Origin of the sequence: Nocardia farcinica (assembly GCF_001182745.1) — a bacterium.
Lineage (GTDB): Bacteria > Actinomycetota > Actinomycetes > Mycobacteriales > Mycobacteriaceae > Nocardia > Nocardia farcinica.
Window position 1 is genome coordinate 3,351,722 of sequence record NZ_LN868938.1, and the last position, 15,195, is coordinate 3,366,916.

Consider the following 15,195-nt stretch of genomic DNA (forward strand, 5'->3'; position numbering starts at 1 on the left):
CGTTGAATTCCTCGGGAGCGGTCACTGGGCCACCTGCTTGATCTCGAACGGAACGGGCTGCTGCGCCGCGTGCGGATGGTTCGGGCCCGCGTAGACCTTGAGCTTGCCCGCGATGGCGTTACCCAGCTTGTTCTTGGGGATCATGCCCTTGACGGCCTTCTCCACGAGACGCTCGGGACGGGTCTCCAACACCTGACCGACAGTGCGCGACTTGAGGCCGCCCGGGTGCCCGGAGTGGTGGTGGATGAGCTTGTCCTGCCGCTTGTTGCCGCTGATCGCGACCTTCTCGGCGTTGATGATGATGACGAAATCGCCACCATCGACGTGCGGGGCGTAGGTCGGCTTGTTCTTGCCGCGCAGCAGATTCGCTGCCTGCACGGCGAGACGGCCGAGCACTACGTCAGTGGCGTCGATGACGTACCACTGCCGGGTCACGTCACCCGCCTTGGGGCTGTACGTAGGCACAGTGCTTCCCTGTCTGTCGTCGGTGTTGCCAGCCAAGCGTGTGGCCGAGGTGCTCCCGGCGGCCGGTGGAGACCCGGGCCTCGGTAGGGCCCACACGCCAACGAGCCACGATACCAGGAGGGTATCGCCGGGAAAGAATCGCGTGGTCGGGCCCTAGATCTCGACCGGAGGGCCGGGATCGACGGCGCCGGGCGGGCCAGGCACGACGTAGCGCAGCGTGTCCATGTTCGGCTGGGTGCAGTCGGGCTCGGTGGTCGTGCCGTCCCGGACGGTGGCGATGCCCTGCCGCTGCTGCTCGACCCGCGGCGTGGTCCCGCAGGTGCGCACGACCCGGTCGACGGCCGCCGCCTCCGTGCCGGACGCCGGGGGTGCCCCGGCGTCGCCGGGCAGGGCGACCACGGCCAGGGCCACCGCGCCGATCACGGCGGGGGCGCCGAAGAAATTGTCCTTCATCTTCGACCAGACCGTGCCCGCGGCGCCGGTGCCCTGCGCCGCGTGCGGCCGCGCCAGCACCGTGGTCTGGTCGTCGCCGTGACCGGGCGGACGGGTGAACCGGCTGCCCGGCCCGGCCGCGTGCGGCGGCACGCCACCGGACGGATCCGGCCGGGTGACCCGGGTGGTCGGCTCCTCGCCCGCGGGCGAGCCCGTCGGGTACCCGGGACCGTAGGTGACGACCGGCGAACCCGGCGCGGTGGCCGGCCGCGGCGCCTGGTGCGGCGGGTACGGCGGCGCCGCGGGCGGACCGGCCTCGGCCGCCTCGGTGACCAGCAGGTGGGTGGCGCCGAGCACCAGCGCGTGCATCGGATGCTGGGCCACCTGCAGGCGGTGCCCGAGGTGGTTCTGGAAGGCCAGCCGCAGCGCCTCGTTGAAACAGACGTTGCCGGTGAGCAGCACGGTGGCGGTGTCCGCGCCGATCGAGCGGGCCGCGGCCATGGCCTCGATCACCACGTTGTCGGCGGAGTGGGCATCGCGCATCGCGTCCGCCGTGACCGGCACCTCGATGGATTCGGTGGGCTGTTCGTCGTCGCCGTGCACCGCCACGACCAGCATCGTACGACCGTCGGAGTACACACCGGTGGCACCGACACCGCGCGGGTCGCGTTCGTCCGGCGGGCGGACCAGGCCGATCGCCCGGACATAGCCGGACAGCGCGACGCTCTCCGGCAGCGGCTCCACCGCGATGTCGAGCTTCTCCACCAGCTCGGCGTAGAGCTCGACCTTCTCGTCGGGCCAGCCGTCCGGGAAGGGCAGCGCCACCACGTCCGGCTTGCCGCGCAGATAACCGCCGATGGCGGCCAGCGGGTGGTACATCCTGGCGTGGAACACCAGTTCGGCGGGCCAGGTCGCGCCCGCGACGACGATCTGCGGATAGCCGAGGATGTCGCGCACGTCGGCGATCGCCATCCCGAGATCGCGCCGCTGCCGCTCCGCCCCCGCGGTGTGCAGCCTGCCCGCCGCGTCGGCCAGCAGATACGCGGGCGGTGTGTAGGTACCCTCCACCTTCACCGGGCGGATCGGGGTGCCGCCACCACCCGCAGCCACGGACACCACATCCCACCCGAGATGTACCGCCCCTACTCGCACCGTCACAGGCATAAGTGTGCCTGGTGCGTGCGCGAGGCGCGCGCGATCGGGTGCCGGGCGCGCGGGCGGCGGGCCGGGACGCTCACGTCGCGGACTTCTTCAGCCGGAGGTTGCGCCGGGTGAACAACGCCAGCACCAGCGCGATGGCGGCCAGCACCGACACGTCGATCACCCACCACTGCACGGTGTGCTGCCACAGCGTGTCCTGCTCGGCCTTGACGAACAGCGTGGTCAGGTCCACGGTCGAGGCGCTGGCCGCGAATCCCCAGCGCGACGGGAACAGCCACGACACCTGTTCCAGGCCGGGCCGTCCGGTCACCGGGATGAAGCTGCCCATCATCACCAGCTGCACGATGATCGCGATCACCAGCACCACCATCACCTGCTCGTTGGACTTGACCAGCGAGGAGATCAGCAGGCCGAGCACGACGCTGCACACCGCGAGCAGGGTGATGTCGACGAAGAGCTCGACGGCGCCGGGCGGGATCACCACGCCCGCGCGAGGCCCGTTCTTGCCGACCAGCACGATCGCCAGCATCACCGCGACCTGGTACACCGCGGCGAGGCTGAACACCAGGATCTTGGCGAGCAGGTAGGCGGTCGAGGACAACCCCACCGCGCGCTCGCGCAGGAAGATGGTCCGCTCGCCGACCAGGTCGCGCACGCTCAGCGAGATGCCCATGAAGCAGGCGCCGATCACCAGGAACGACAGCAGGGTCTGCGCCTCACCGCTCACCGCGGGCCCGATGCCCTCGGGGGTCTGCACCAGCGGCGGCGGCTGGAAGCCGTTCTTGCCCGGCGTCGCCAGCGTGACCGCGCCGACGATGATCGGCATCAGCAACAGCGACAGCGAGTACACCCGGTCGGAGACGATCAGCCGCAGCTGCCTGCGGGCCAGCGTGGAGAACTGCTTGATCGAGCTGGTCTGCGGCGGCGAACCGGCGGGACCGTAACGCGGCGGCGGAGGCGGCGGCGGTGCGACGGCCTGCCGCGAACGGTAGGCGGCGAACGCCTGATCGGGATTGGCGGCGACGTTGGCGAAGATCTCGGCCCAGTCGCTGGTGCCCAGCGCCGCGCCGACACCGGCCGGATGCCCGCAGAAGGCGGTCTTGCCGCCGGGCGCCAGCAGCAGCACCTGATCGCACATGTCCAGGCAGGCCACCGAGTGGGTGACGACGATGACCACGCGGCCCGCGTCCGCGAGCTCGCGCAGCATCACCATCACCTGCCGGTCCAGCGCCGGATCCAGGCCGGAGGTCGGCTCGTCGAGGATCAGCAGCGACGGACCGGTCAGCAGCTCCAGCGCGACCGAGGCGCGCTTGCGCTGGCCGCCGGAGAGCCGGTCCACCCGGGTGTCGGCGTGTTCGGTGAGCGAGAGCTCCTGCAGCACACCGTCGATGACCTGCTGCCGGTCGGCCTTGGTGGTGTCCGGCGGCAGCCGCAGCTCGGCGGCGTAGCCCAGTGCCTGGCGCACGGTGAGCTGACGGTGCAGCACGTCGTCCTGGGGCACCATGCCGATGCGGGACCGCAGCGCCTCGTACTCCGCGTGCAGGTTGCGTCCCTCGAAGGTCACCACGCCGCCGGAGGGCTGGGTGCTGCCCGCGATGAGCTTGGACAGCGTCGACTTGCCGGCGCCGGAGGGGCCGATCAGCGCGGTCAGTGTGCCGCGGCCGGCCTGCATGTTCACATCGACGAGCAGTTGCTTGTTGCCCTCGACGGTGAAGCCGACGCCGTGCACGTGCAGGCCCTGCTCGGCGACCGGCTTCTGCCGCAGCACCAGCGTGCCCTGTTGCACGACGAAGTCGATGTTGCCGATGGTGATGACGTCGCCTTCGCGCAGCACCGCGCGCTGCTGCCGGGTGCCGTTGACGAAGGTGCCGTTGGCCGAGCCGAGGTCCTCGATGGTGAGGCCCTCGCGGCCCGCCACCAGCCGCGCGTGCTTGCGCGAGGCCAGCGGGTCGTTGACGACGATCTGGTTGTCGGTGGTACGGCCGATCGCCAGCCCGCCCGGCGGCAGCCGGTCGGCGCGGGCGATCGCGGCGGTGGACGCGCGGGCGCGCAGCGGCGGCAGGGCCGAGGTATCGGCCTTGGTGGTCATGTTGACGTTGGGTTGCTGCTGGGACGCCGGTGGCGGAGTCGGGCGCGCGGGCGCCGCACCGGTCGGTGGCGGTGCCGCCTGCTGAGGTCCGGACGCGGCCGCGCCCGGACGCGCAGCGGCGTGCGGCGGCTGGTACGGCGGCGTCGGCGGACGCTGATAGCTGGGCCGTTGCGGCGGATGGTGCTGCGGTGTCCCCTGCTGCGGTGCCCCCTGCGGCGGTGATCCCTGCGGCGGGTGCGGCCGCTGGGCGGGCGCCGCGGGCAGCAGATGCAGCAGCGGGCCGTTGATCGCGTCGCCCAGCCGCACCTGCGTCGGCCGGTCGATCGAGACCGGCTGGGTGAGCCGGCGCGCGTCGACGAAAACGCCGTTCGTACTTCCGTTGTCGGTCAGGACCCAGCCGCTCCCCTGCCAGGTCAACGTCGCGTGCACCCGCGACACCAACGGGCTGTCGACGAACAGCGTCACCTCCGGCGCACGGCCCAGGGTGACCAACTGGCTCGAATCGAAGACCCGTTCGGTTCCATCATGGCGCACGGTGATGGTCTGCGCCCCCGGTGAAGACATGCAGCGGATACTATGCCATCAACCGGACATCGGAGGTGCCCGTGATGCGCCTTTCGCCCCGATCCGGGCACTGATCCGACCACCGTAACGGGCCGATGAGGGGGAGCCTTGGCGAAACTCCGAGCGAGGGTCTTCCTCACGGTCGCCGTGTGCGCGATCGCCCTGCTCACCGGATGCACCCGTGAGGTGGACGGCCGGGCGGTCTCGGTCTACGACGACCCGTTCAAGGTGGCGGGCCTGCCCACCACGAGCGGGCCGAGCGGACCGCGTTCGGGCGTCCCGGACAGCACCCTCACCGCGATCGACGGCGACGGCGGAGAGATCGACACCCTCGCCCTCAACGCCGTCGACGACATCCAGTCCTACTGGCGCACCGAATACCCGCGCGCCTTCGGCGGCGAATTCACCCCGGTCGAACGGCTGGTCTCCTGGAGCGCGAAGGAGAGCCGAGCCGACGCCGCGGAGTTCTGCAAGGAGTCGACCTACCGGCTGGTGAACGCGGCCTACTGCCGGCTGGACACCTCGATCGGCTGGGACCGGGCGGTGCTGCTGCCCACCATGGCCGAGACCTTCGGTCAGATGGCCGTGGTGATGGTGCTGGCCCACGAATACGGCCACGCCATCCAGGACCAGGCCGAGATCGTCGATCCGAAGGATCCGGTGATCGTCAAGGAGCAGCAGGCCGACTGCTTCGCCGGCGCGTTCATCCGCCATGTGGCCGAAGGCAAGTCGGCACACTTCACCATCAACACCTCCGACGGCCTGAATTCGGTGCTGGCCGCCACCGTCGCGATCCGCGACTCCGACCCCGACGACCCGGAGAGCGTGCACGGCTCGGCCTTCGAGCGGGTGACCGCCGTGCAGATCGGCTTCACAGACGGCCCGCAGGCCTGCAAGAACATCGATATCGACGAGATCAACCAGCGCCGCGGCAACCTCCCGCAGACGCTGGGCGGCACCGACGGCGAGTACCCGATCGACAAGGAGAGCCTGATCGAGCTCAGCAAGGCGCTGGCCGCGATCCTGCCGGTGCCCGACAGCCCGACCTACGTCTACTCCGGCGCCGGGATCGATTGCCGCGACGGCGTCACCACCGCACCGGTCTCCTACTGTCCCAGCGACAACACCATCGCCACCGACATCCCACTGCTGGCCGAACGCGGCACCGCCGACGTCGACGAGACCGATCCACTGCCGCTGAAGGTGACCGGCGACTACAACGGCTACGTCGTCTTCATCGCCCGCTACACGCTGGCGGTACAGCACAGCCACGGTCAATCGCTCACCGGCGCCAAGACCGGCCTGCGCGCCGCCTGCCTGGCCGGCGTGGTCACCGGCAAGCTGGCCGACCCGAATCGGCAACGCTCCCAAGGTAACATCTCACTGGCGGCGGGCGACCTGGACGAGGCGGTCTCTGGCCTGCTCACCGACGGGCTGGCCGCCAGCGACGTGCAGGGCAAGACCGTGCCCAGCGGCTTCTCCCGGGTCGACGCCTTCCGTGCCGGCGTGCTCTACGGCGAGAACACCTGCATGTCGCGCTACTCCTGACCGGACACCCTCACCCGCCGAACGGCGGCGGGGCGATCGGCTCGAACCGCAGCACCCGGTTGCCGAGCATCACCTCGGCACCGGGCACCAGGATCATCGGCTGCCCCGGGTTCAGGCGCACCCAGTCCCGGTAGCCGGGCAACCGCGTCCTGGTGCCGTTGGTGGAACCCCGGTCGACCACCGTCACATCCCAGTTGACCAGCCGGATCTCGGCGTGCGCGCGCGACATCCCGCCCGAGGCGTCGTCCACCTTCAACGGGACGAGGCCACGCTGCGCGGCATCGGAATGTTCCGGGTCGCGGCCGAGCACCGCGTCGGCCGCCAGCATGTAGGTCATCCCGTCGTCGAGCACCAGCATGCCCAGCGGCGGGCGCACCACCTCGATCAACGCCTGGGTCTGGTCGACCGGCATGCCGCACACGGTGCAGAACGCCGAGCGCGGGTCGCTGGGATGCGCTCGGGCGCATTTGAATCCGAGCACCTTCACCGTCAGCGCCGTCGCCTTCGCGGTCGCCTCCAGCCTGCGCTGCAGGTCGGGATCGGGGCGCGGAGCCGGGTTGGTACCGGCCAGCGTGTGCGCGGCGTGCCGGTCCGGGTGCTGCTCCTCGACCGAGTCCAGCATCGAGGTCGAGGCCTGCGTCTCGGTGCGGCCGGGCACCTGTTCCTGGGCACCGGTGGCGGGTGCCAGGTCGCGCTCGGTGGGCGCGTACGCCCGTGGTTCACGGTCGATGCGCGCCGTCGGCACCGGCGCGGGCTCGGCGCCCCGGCCGGCGGGAGCCGTCTCGGCGAGGGCGGCATCCGTCCACAGAATCGCCCCGCCCGCCTGCGCGACGCCCTCCACCAGCGATCCGATGCCCGGCGCCGCGGGGAGATCGGGCACCCGGCCGTGCGCGTCGTCGGCGAACAACGCGGCCGCCCGCGCGGGCACCGGCGCCACCCGGTCCACCGTGAACGCCGCATCGCTGCCGCGCAACAGCTCCACGCCGCCGTCACCGGCCAGCACCGCGGTGATCGCGCCGTGCAGGAACACCGCGAGCCCGCCGTGCTCGGCCGGTGAGACGATCCCGAAATCGATGGGCACGCCGGGGCTGATGCGTTCGGCGCGCTTCATCAGCCAGCGGGTCGCCTCCCTGGCGACCAGGGCGCCCGGCCCGTCCGGCCGATGGCGCTGCGCCTCGCGCACCAACTCCGCCAGGTCGGTGAGCGCCAGCGCCGCGGGCGACGCCGGTGTCAGCGGTGCCGCACCGCGGTGGGCCACCACCAGCAGCGCCCCCGAAACCCGCGCCACCGCATGACCGCCCGCGACCACCTCGACCTGCCGATCCTTCACCGGAATCGGCCTCCGCGGACGGTCGGGGCAGGGGTGCTGGCCATGGGCACCAGGGTATTGCACCTCCCGGACCGATGCCTCGCTCTCCCTGCCCTCCGTCCGGTAACTTCATCAGCACGTACGGGAGGAACGAGGGGCCTGTCATGGTTCGGACTTCGCGCATCGCGACGATCGTGGCGTGGGTGGCGGCAGCGGCGACGCTCGCCGGGTGCGGTGCGGTGAGCGGCACCGCGCTACCGGCAGAACCCGATGTCCGCCGCCTCGAGGTCGGTACCTATCCGGTCACCCGGCACTCCTACGACCAGAACTCCGCGGGCAAGGGCGCGCTGCTGGAAGGCATGCGCATGTCGGAGGCCGTGGTGCCGACGGTGACCATCGACCCGTCGCTGAAGTTCGGCCGCGGCAGCACCGTGCTCACCGACAGCGAGCACGCGCTCGACTTCCTCGCCAAGGTGTCCAAACCCGTGCTGGACAACCGGAAACTCGTCACCGGCTTCGCGGCCAGCGGCGCCGACGAGCCCGACCCTGCCGGCGAGACCCGCCCCGCGCCCGACACCACCGCCGTCACCGACGTGGTGCTGCGCTTCCCCGACGAGGCCACCGCCAAGCTCGCCGCCCGCGAACTCGAGGACGCCGACATCGGTGTCTCGCCGGAGAATCAGCGGCTCGGCTCCACGAAATACCCCGATGCCTATATCCACTGGCGGCCCGGCATCGCCAACGTCGGCGCCTTCATCGCGCACCGCCAGTTCGTCGTGTCGCTGTTCATCCAGCGCCCCCGCGCCGACAGCACCGACCTGGTGAAGTGGATCGACAAGACCCTCGACGCGCAGCTGCCCGCCCTCGACCGCTTCCAGCCCACCCCGGTCGACCGGCTCGACACCCTGAAAGTCGACCCGGACGGCCTGCTCGCGCGCGTCGTCGTCGCCGACCGCACCGACCGGGAACCCGATCCGGCCGACTTCGCGATCTACGGCCCCAACCACGCCGTGCACGTCTCCGACGACGAATCCGCCACCCTGCGCCTGGTCGAACAGACCGGCGCCGACAAGATCGCCGTCGTCGACGCGGGCTCGGTGACCCGGGTCCGCGACGCCGAGGCCGCACCCCGCCTGATCGACGGCATGATCGACACCGCGGGCGAGCAATTCGATCCGATCGACGCCCCCAAGGACGTGCCCGGCGCGAAATGCCTGCAGCTCAACGACAGAGGCGACCTCGAACGCGAATACAAGTACCGCTGCTACGTGCCCTACAAGCGCTACGTCGGCATCGTCACCAGCGACAAGGAACCCGACGTGCGGCAGAAGGTGGCCGCGCAGTACGCGCTGTTCGCCAACAGCCTGTGATGCGCCGGTGACGCGGAGTGCCCGGATGCGCGTCCTGTCGTAGGATGCGCGGGGCCGAGCAAGAACAGCGAGGGGGGATGCTCTGTGCCGGGCAGACACTGGGTGCGTCGCGCCGCGGGCTTCGTCGTCGTGGTCGCCGCCGTGGCCGGATGCGGGCAGACCGTGCCCGGCCTGCCGCAGGCCGGGATGGCGCCGGTCGAGCTCACCGCGCTGAATCTGGGCCCCTACCCCGGTGAACCGGTCGACTACGAGTCGGAGGTCTCCACCAAGATGGACGTCTTCCGGATCGAAGCCCGGCGCATGCTCGGCTTCCTCGTCTCCCCCGACGAGGTGGACCCGGAGATGGACCATCTCGACGAGCTGCGCGTGGTGGAATCGCTCGACAGCCTGTTCGGCGAGCCGCCGCTCGGCATCTATCCCGCCGCGTTCAAACCGGTGATGGACCGCAACTTCCTGCTGGCCGGCGTCACGACCACCCGCTCGAACAACACCCCGCGCACCATCCGCAACACCCTGCACTCGCTGCTGCGCTTCCCGTCCGACGCCGCGGCCCGCACCGCCGCCGCCGAACTCGCCACGACCATGGCCGAACTCGTGCCCGGCGGGCGCCGGGTACCGGTGCCGGGACACAGCGGCCTGGAGTTCCTCACCGCCGACGACAAGAAGGGCTTCCTGTTCGCCGCGCGCGGCCCCTTCACCCTGCTCAGCATGGTGACCTTGCCCGCGCCGGACCCGGGCGGGCTCGGCGACCGGATCGGCAAACTGGTGACCCTGCAGTACGACCGCATCGACAAGACCCCCGTGGTCCCGGTCGACGAGATCCTGGATCTGCCTGCCGATCCCGACGGAATCATGCGCCGCACCCTGCCGCCCGGCGACGGTGAATACTCCGACCTGCCGCGCCAGTTCGTCGGCGCGCTCTCCCCCGCCGCCCGGTTGCACTTCGAGCGCGACGCCGCCGCGCTGCGCCCGGTCTTCGAACGGGCCGGGGTGGACCTGGTCGGACAGTACAGCGGCGTGGTGTACCGCACGGCAGATCTGCAGTCGGCCTTCCTGTTGCAGACGGCGCTGGCCCGGCTCGGCCGCTACGACGAGGAAATCGACCCGCCGCCCGGCCTCACCGACGCCCGCTGCTGGAAGATCGACGACCGCGACCCGGTCCGCAGCTCGACCTACAAGTGCGCGCTGGTGCGTGGCCGCTACGTGGCGGTCGTCGAATCCGCCCGGATGACCTTCGACGCGGGCCTGTACCAGCGGGCCGCCGCCCAGTACTCGATCCTGGCGAAAAGCGAGTGACCGTGCCATTGATTCCCTCTGCACGCCGGCCGAATCCCCCCGCACGCCGGCGCCGGTGGCGCGCGGCGGTGGTGACCCTGCTGCTCCTGACCGCGACCAGCGCCTGCACCGGCGCCACCGAACCGGACGCACCCGACCTCGCCCTCGACCCGGGCAACTATCCCACCTCCCCGCGCGACATCGACGCCACCCGCACCCCGGCCACCGGCACACTCCAGGAATCGATCCGCCTGGCCGAGCACGTGCCGCTGCTGATGGACATCAACAGCAAGCTGGTCTTCGGCCGCGGCTACAACACCGCGCACCTCACCGCGCAGCACCCGCCACTGGCCAGCGGCGGTGTCAGCTACCTGGAGAACTTCAACGAACGCCTGCCCGGCCTGATCGCCGGATGGCGCACCGGCGCCGCACGCCGCGCCGCGACCGCGCTTGGCCTGGACGTCACCCTGGCGGTGCTGCGCTTCACCACCGGCGAACAGGCGATCCAGGCGATGAACAAGCTGGCCGACGCCGCGAACGCGAAATACCCGCCCAAGGGCCCGCTCGATCTACCCGGCCACGAGACCGAGCGGACCTATCACACCATGTACGACGCGGTGCAGTCCTACACCGTCCACGACGAGTACCTGCTGTGGACCTACGTCTCCGACGGCCTGGCCACCCCACCCGACACCGCGCCACTGCTGGACACCGCCCGCGCCGTGATCGACCGCCAGATCGCGATGCTCGCCGAGTACCGGCCCACGCCGCCCGACCGGCTCGACACCCTGCCCGCCGACACCGACGGCATGCTGGCCCGCACCCTGCCCTACGGCGCCAACAGCTACGACGACCCCACCGGCGTCTACCCGGCACGGGTGTTCCTGCACATGGTCAAACGCCCCGACCTGATGGCCCGCGCGTTCACCGACGCCGGTGTCGACGTCGTCGCCCGCGGCAGCACGGTCCTGTTCCGCGCCGCCGACGCCGACGCCGCCGAACGGCTCGCCGGCGCCCTGGTGACCCACCAGTCCGACGACATGGATCCCGCCGAGCCGCCCACCGGCGGCCCACCCGCCACCTGCCTGACCGAACGCCCCGTCTCCAGCCAGGACCCCGGCGGCGTCACCCAGTGCTACCTCGTCCGCGGCCGCTACGTCGCCCTGGTCGGCTCCACCCAACCCCAGGACCTGACCCAACGCCTCGCCGCCCAGTACCTGCTCATGGCAGACCTGTGAGCACTCCCCCGCCCGGAAAGGAACGACGCCCGTGAGGTCCGCGAAGGCCATCCTGCTCGCCCTCGGCTGCGCCGTGGCCCTGACAGCCTGCGGTTCCGCAGTGACCGGCACCCCCGTCCGAGTGACGACCGATCCGTCGACCGTGGACGCCGGCAACTACCGGGTCGAGCCGCAAGTGCTCGGCAACGCCAAGAACGACAAGCAGGCCCGCAGCGTCGAAGCCCTACGGCTGGCCGATTACGTCGCGCTGCCCTTCGAAGCCGATCCGAGCTACGTGCAGGACGCCTGGTTCGTCAATCCGCACATCGTGCTCAACCGCAAAGCGCTCGGCAGTCTCGTCATCAACGACACCTTCGACGACGTGGCCGAAGACCTGGTGGCCGGCTGGGTGAATTCCTGGTCGACCGGCGGCCCGCCGGAGGCGCCGCGCCGGACGCTGAGCATCGCCGTGCTGATGTTCCCCGACGCCGCCACCGCACAACGCGTCGGTCCAGCGCTCGAACACGACGACTTCACCTACAACATCGACAATCAACCGGTCCCCATCACGAAATACCCGACCACCACGGCACATTGGCGGCCCGGGGTCTCGTCGCTCGGCTCCTGGACGGTGCATGACCGCTACGTCGTGTTCGTCAAGGTGGACGACAACCTGGTACCGCCGGATCTGCCGAACCTGGTCGGCCACGTCGAACGCATCCTCGACGTCCAGATCCCGCTGCTCGACGAGTTCGAACCCACTCCGCCCGACCAGTTGGCGAAGATTCCGCTCGATCCGACCGGGCTGCTCGGACGCACGCTACCCAGCGACGCGAACCGGCCGCCGCGCGCCGAGCCGGACGGCGTCTACACCCGCCGCGGCGCGGTGACCCTCATGGACGGCGGCGCCGAACTGCTGGCCGAACTGGACCGGGCCGAAGTGGACCTGATGTCCTTCGGTGACGCCGTGGTCTTCCGCAGCAAGACGGCGGCCGGCGCCACCCAGCTGTGGCGCGACTGGCAGTTCTCGACCCATCTCGACCCCGATCAGACCCTGGTCGACGCGCCCGACGGGTTGGGCGACCATGTCGAATGCCTGCTGGACTCGCCGTCGGCAGAGTCCAGCACCCTCGACATGAACATCTGCATGTTCCAGGTCGACCGCTACGTCGTGCAGGCATACGGCCGGAACCTGCGGGACCTGCACCAGAAGATGGCGGCACAGTATGTACTGTTGACCGCGAAGTGATGGGCTCGGGGGGAACCATGAATCTGCTGCGACGAGTGCGGCGAACAACACTGGCCGCGATGGTCACCGCGTGTGCGGTCGGCTGCGCCTCTACCGTTGCCGGGACCGCACAGCCGGGCCTGACCGCCGTGGACCTCTCCACCTTGGAAACCGGTCCTTACCGGCCGGAACCGACCGCCTACGAACCGAGCATCGACGGTGTCCCGGACATCCGCCTGATCGAAGCACGCCGCATGCTCGGCCACCTGGTGCACTCCGACGAGGTCGACCCGGAGATCGATACGCTCGGCGATCTCGCGTTCTTCTGGAACGGCCAGTCGATGGCCCAGTCGGAGACCTTCCCGCCGCAGTACCAGCCCGCCGCCGACCACAACAATCTGATCGCCGGGGTGTACGTGTCACGCACCAACGGTGACCTGCGCAGCCGCAAGAAGCTGATCATCTCGGTCCTGCGATTCCCGACCGATGCCGCGAGCAGGCAGGCGGCGGCGGAGTTCGACCAGATCACCCACGACGCACCGGACCGGCATCCGATCGCCGTGCCCGATCGCCCGGACGCCCGCACCTCCTCGGCCGACGACATCACGGCCGTCTCCTTCCTGGCACACGGCGCGTATGTGATCATGGTCAACGCTGCGGTGCCACAGCCCGATCCGGGGGCGCTCGCCGCGATGATCGATACCACCCTCGACCTGCAGACGGCGCGGTTGGATCGGCAGCAGCCGGTGCCGATGGACGATCTGCTCGACATACCGGCCGATCCCGACGGCATCATGCGCCGGGCCCTGCCCACCTCGACGGCCTCGACCGACCCGTTCTTCGGCGACGACGACTTCGGTGCCTTCACCCCGGCCGGGCAGCTGCATTTCGAGCGCGACCCCGCGCGGGTGCGCCGCGCCTTCGAGGAGAGCGGCGTCGACCTGGTGGGCAGGCGCGCGGGCGTGGTGTACCGCGCCCGGGATCTGGCGGGCGCGTTCCGGCTGCAATCCGTGCTCGCCGCCCCGGGACGCAACGACGAGGAACTGCCGCCGCCACCGGGCCTGGTGGACGCTCGCTGCCTGCGCCTGGATGACCGCGACCCGGTGCGCCACTACGACGGACTGTGCGTGGTGGTCCACGGGCGCTATGTCGCCGTGGTCGTCAGCCGCTTCCCCGCGTCCTCCCGCATCGACCAGGGACTGTACGAGCGGGCCGCGGCACAGTACGCGATCCTGGCCGAAAGCGAGTGAACCGCATGCGTATCCGCACCCTGCTCTGCGTGGCCGCCGCCGCGCTCACCGGACTCACCGCGTGCACGAGCGACCCCGACCACGCCGCCTCGCGATACGACCTGGCACAGGTCGATTCGGGGAACTATCCGACCGTCCCGCGCGACGCCGAAACCGCCAAGACCGAATACACCGGCGCCATGCTCGAAGCCGCTCGCCTCGGCGCGGCCTTGCCGTTGGCGGCCGACATCGACGGCAAGTTCGCGTTCCGGCCGACCGTGTACGTGGACCGGCGCATCACCCCGGTGAAGGTTCCACCCGACGTTTCGACCTTCGCCGATCTCGCCGAGTTCACCGAGCTGACCGAGGGCCTGGTCGCCGGCTGGAACACCAGGGGGCAACGCCGGGAACGGCCCGGGCTCGGCAGTGCCCTGGAGATGTTCGCGCTGCGTTTCGAGTCGCAGGCCGCGGCGCAGACGGCCGGGCGGCGACTCGCGGAGCGGCTGCACTCGCGGACACCCGGTGATCCCGTGGCCGTACCCGGCTTCGGCGACGCCACCGCGACCTGGTCGGTGTCGAACCGGCAGCTGAACGCCCAGCTCGCGCGCGAGGGCATGCTGCTGCTGGTCCGGGTCGAGGACCCCGTCACCGAACCTCCCGACAGCGCTCCGCAGGCGGCGCTGGCCGGACGGGCCTTCACCGAGATGCTGAACGGCCTGAACCGCTATACACCGACTTCCGTGGACCAATTCGCCACCCTGCCCGTGGACGCCGAACAGATGCTGCGGCGCACGCTGCCGCTGGAGGACGCGACTCAGTTCACCCGGGCTACCGATCCGTCGATGGTGCTGACCCGGCAGGCGTGGTTGCACTCGTCGCACTTCCCCACCAGGGCCAAGGCCGCCTACGCCGACGCGGGTGTCGATCTCGTCGCCGTCTCCGGAGCCACCCTCTACCGCACCGCCGACGCTGCCGCGGCCGAACGGCTCGTCGCCGCGCTCGCCGACGAGGACTCGGCGCACTACGCCCCGATGGACAGCCCGCCGCACATGCCCGGCGTCCGGTGCCACGACCGCAAGGATCCGAAGGACTCCGCCACGCGTTATCCCCCGGTCTGCTATCTCGGCTACGACCGATTCGTCGCGGTACTCACCGGTGACAACCAGCAGCACGTGTACCAACAGACCGCCGCGCAATACAAGATCCTGGCCGCATCCTGACACCGCGCCGGTCGAATACCCGGGCCGGGCTTGCTAGATTGCTGCAAGGCTCGTGTCCGGCCGACGGACATCGATGAGGGAGGATCGG

At 70.6% G+C, this 15,195-nt stretch carries 11 protein-coding genes; 7 read left to right on the plus strand and 4 right to left on the minus strand.

Annotated features, from left to right (window positions below; genetic code table 11):
* Positions 1–21 precede the first annotated feature (21 nt).
* The 3 genes from rplM to AMO33_RS15925 form a co-directional block, all read right to left on the minus strand.
* Positions 22–465, minus strand: a complete 444-nt coding sequence (gene rplM, locus AMO33_RS15915) for a 50S ribosomal protein L13 (RefSeq protein ID WP_011207396.1) — start codon at positions 463–465, stop codon at positions 22–24.
* 153 nt (positions 466–618) lie between these two features.
* On the minus strand, positions 619–2,007 hold the full coding sequence (locus AMO33_RS15920; protein ID WP_261307334.1) for a hypothetical protein: 1,389 nt from the start codon (positions 2,005–2,007) through the stop codon (positions 619–621).
* Positions 2,008–2,131: 124 nt separating this feature from the next.
* A complete protein-coding gene (locus tag AMO33_RS15925; protein WP_060593092.1) occupies positions 2,132–4,711 on the minus strand; it encodes an FHA domain-containing protein in 2,580 nt (859 codons plus the stop codon).
* Positions 4,712–4,819: 108 nt separating this feature from the next.
* On the opposite strand from AMO33_RS15925, the gene AMO33_RS15930 reads away from it, so the two are divergent.
* Positions 4,820–6,259, plus strand: coding sequence for a neutral zinc metallopeptidase (locus tag AMO33_RS15930; RefSeq protein ID WP_060593093.1), 1,440 nt, complete (start codon positions 4,820–4,822; stop codon positions 6,257–6,259).
* Between the two features lie 10 nt (positions 6,260–6,269).
* Here AMO33_RS15930 and AMO33_RS15935 read toward each other — a convergent pair whose 3' ends face one another.
* Positions 6,270–7,589 (minus strand): FHA domain-containing protein, encoded by a 1,320-nt coding sequence (locus AMO33_RS15935; RefSeq protein WP_076573629.1) that lies wholly within the window; start codon positions 7,587–7,589, stop codon positions 6,270–6,272.
* A 143-nt stretch (positions 7,590–7,732) separates the two neighbouring features.
* Here AMO33_RS15935 and AMO33_RS15940 point away from each other — a divergent pair, with 143 nt between their 5' ends.
* From AMO33_RS15940 to AMO33_RS15965, 6 genes are all read left to right on the plus strand, one after another.
* Positions 7,733–8,938: a DUF7373 family lipoprotein gene (locus AMO33_RS15940; protein ID WP_060593094.1), complete on the plus strand. Its 1,206-nt coding sequence runs from the start codon at positions 7,733–7,735 to the stop codon at positions 8,936–8,938.
* An 84-nt stretch (positions 8,939–9,022) separates the two neighbouring features.
* Positions 9,023–10,234: a DUF7373 family lipoprotein gene (locus tag AMO33_RS15945; RefSeq protein ID WP_076573631.1), complete on the plus strand. Its 1,212-nt coding sequence runs from the start codon at positions 9,023–9,025 to the stop codon at positions 10,232–10,234.
* Between the two features lie 71 nt (positions 10,235–10,305).
* Positions 10,306–11,451 (plus strand): DUF7373 family lipoprotein, encoded by a 1,146-nt coding sequence (locus AMO33_RS15950; protein ID WP_159005508.1) that lies wholly within the window; start codon positions 10,306–10,308, stop codon positions 11,449–11,451.
* A gap of 31 nt (positions 11,452–11,482) precedes the next feature.
* On the plus strand, positions 11,483–12,679 hold the full coding sequence (locus tag AMO33_RS15955; RefSeq protein WP_060593097.1) for a DUF7373 family lipoprotein: 1,197 nt from the start codon (positions 11,483–11,485) through the stop codon (positions 12,677–12,679).
* Between the two features lie 59 nt (positions 12,680–12,738).
* Entirely contained in the window at positions 12,739–13,908 is a 1,170-nt protein-coding gene (locus tag AMO33_RS15960; RefSeq protein WP_106427479.1) for a DUF7373 family lipoprotein, read from the plus strand.
* A gap of 5 nt (positions 13,909–13,913) precedes the next feature.
* Entirely contained in the window at positions 13,914–15,107 is a 1,194-nt protein-coding gene (locus tag AMO33_RS15965; RefSeq protein WP_139337522.1) for a DUF7373 family lipoprotein, read from the plus strand.
* Positions 15,108–15,195: the final 88 nt, after the last annotated feature.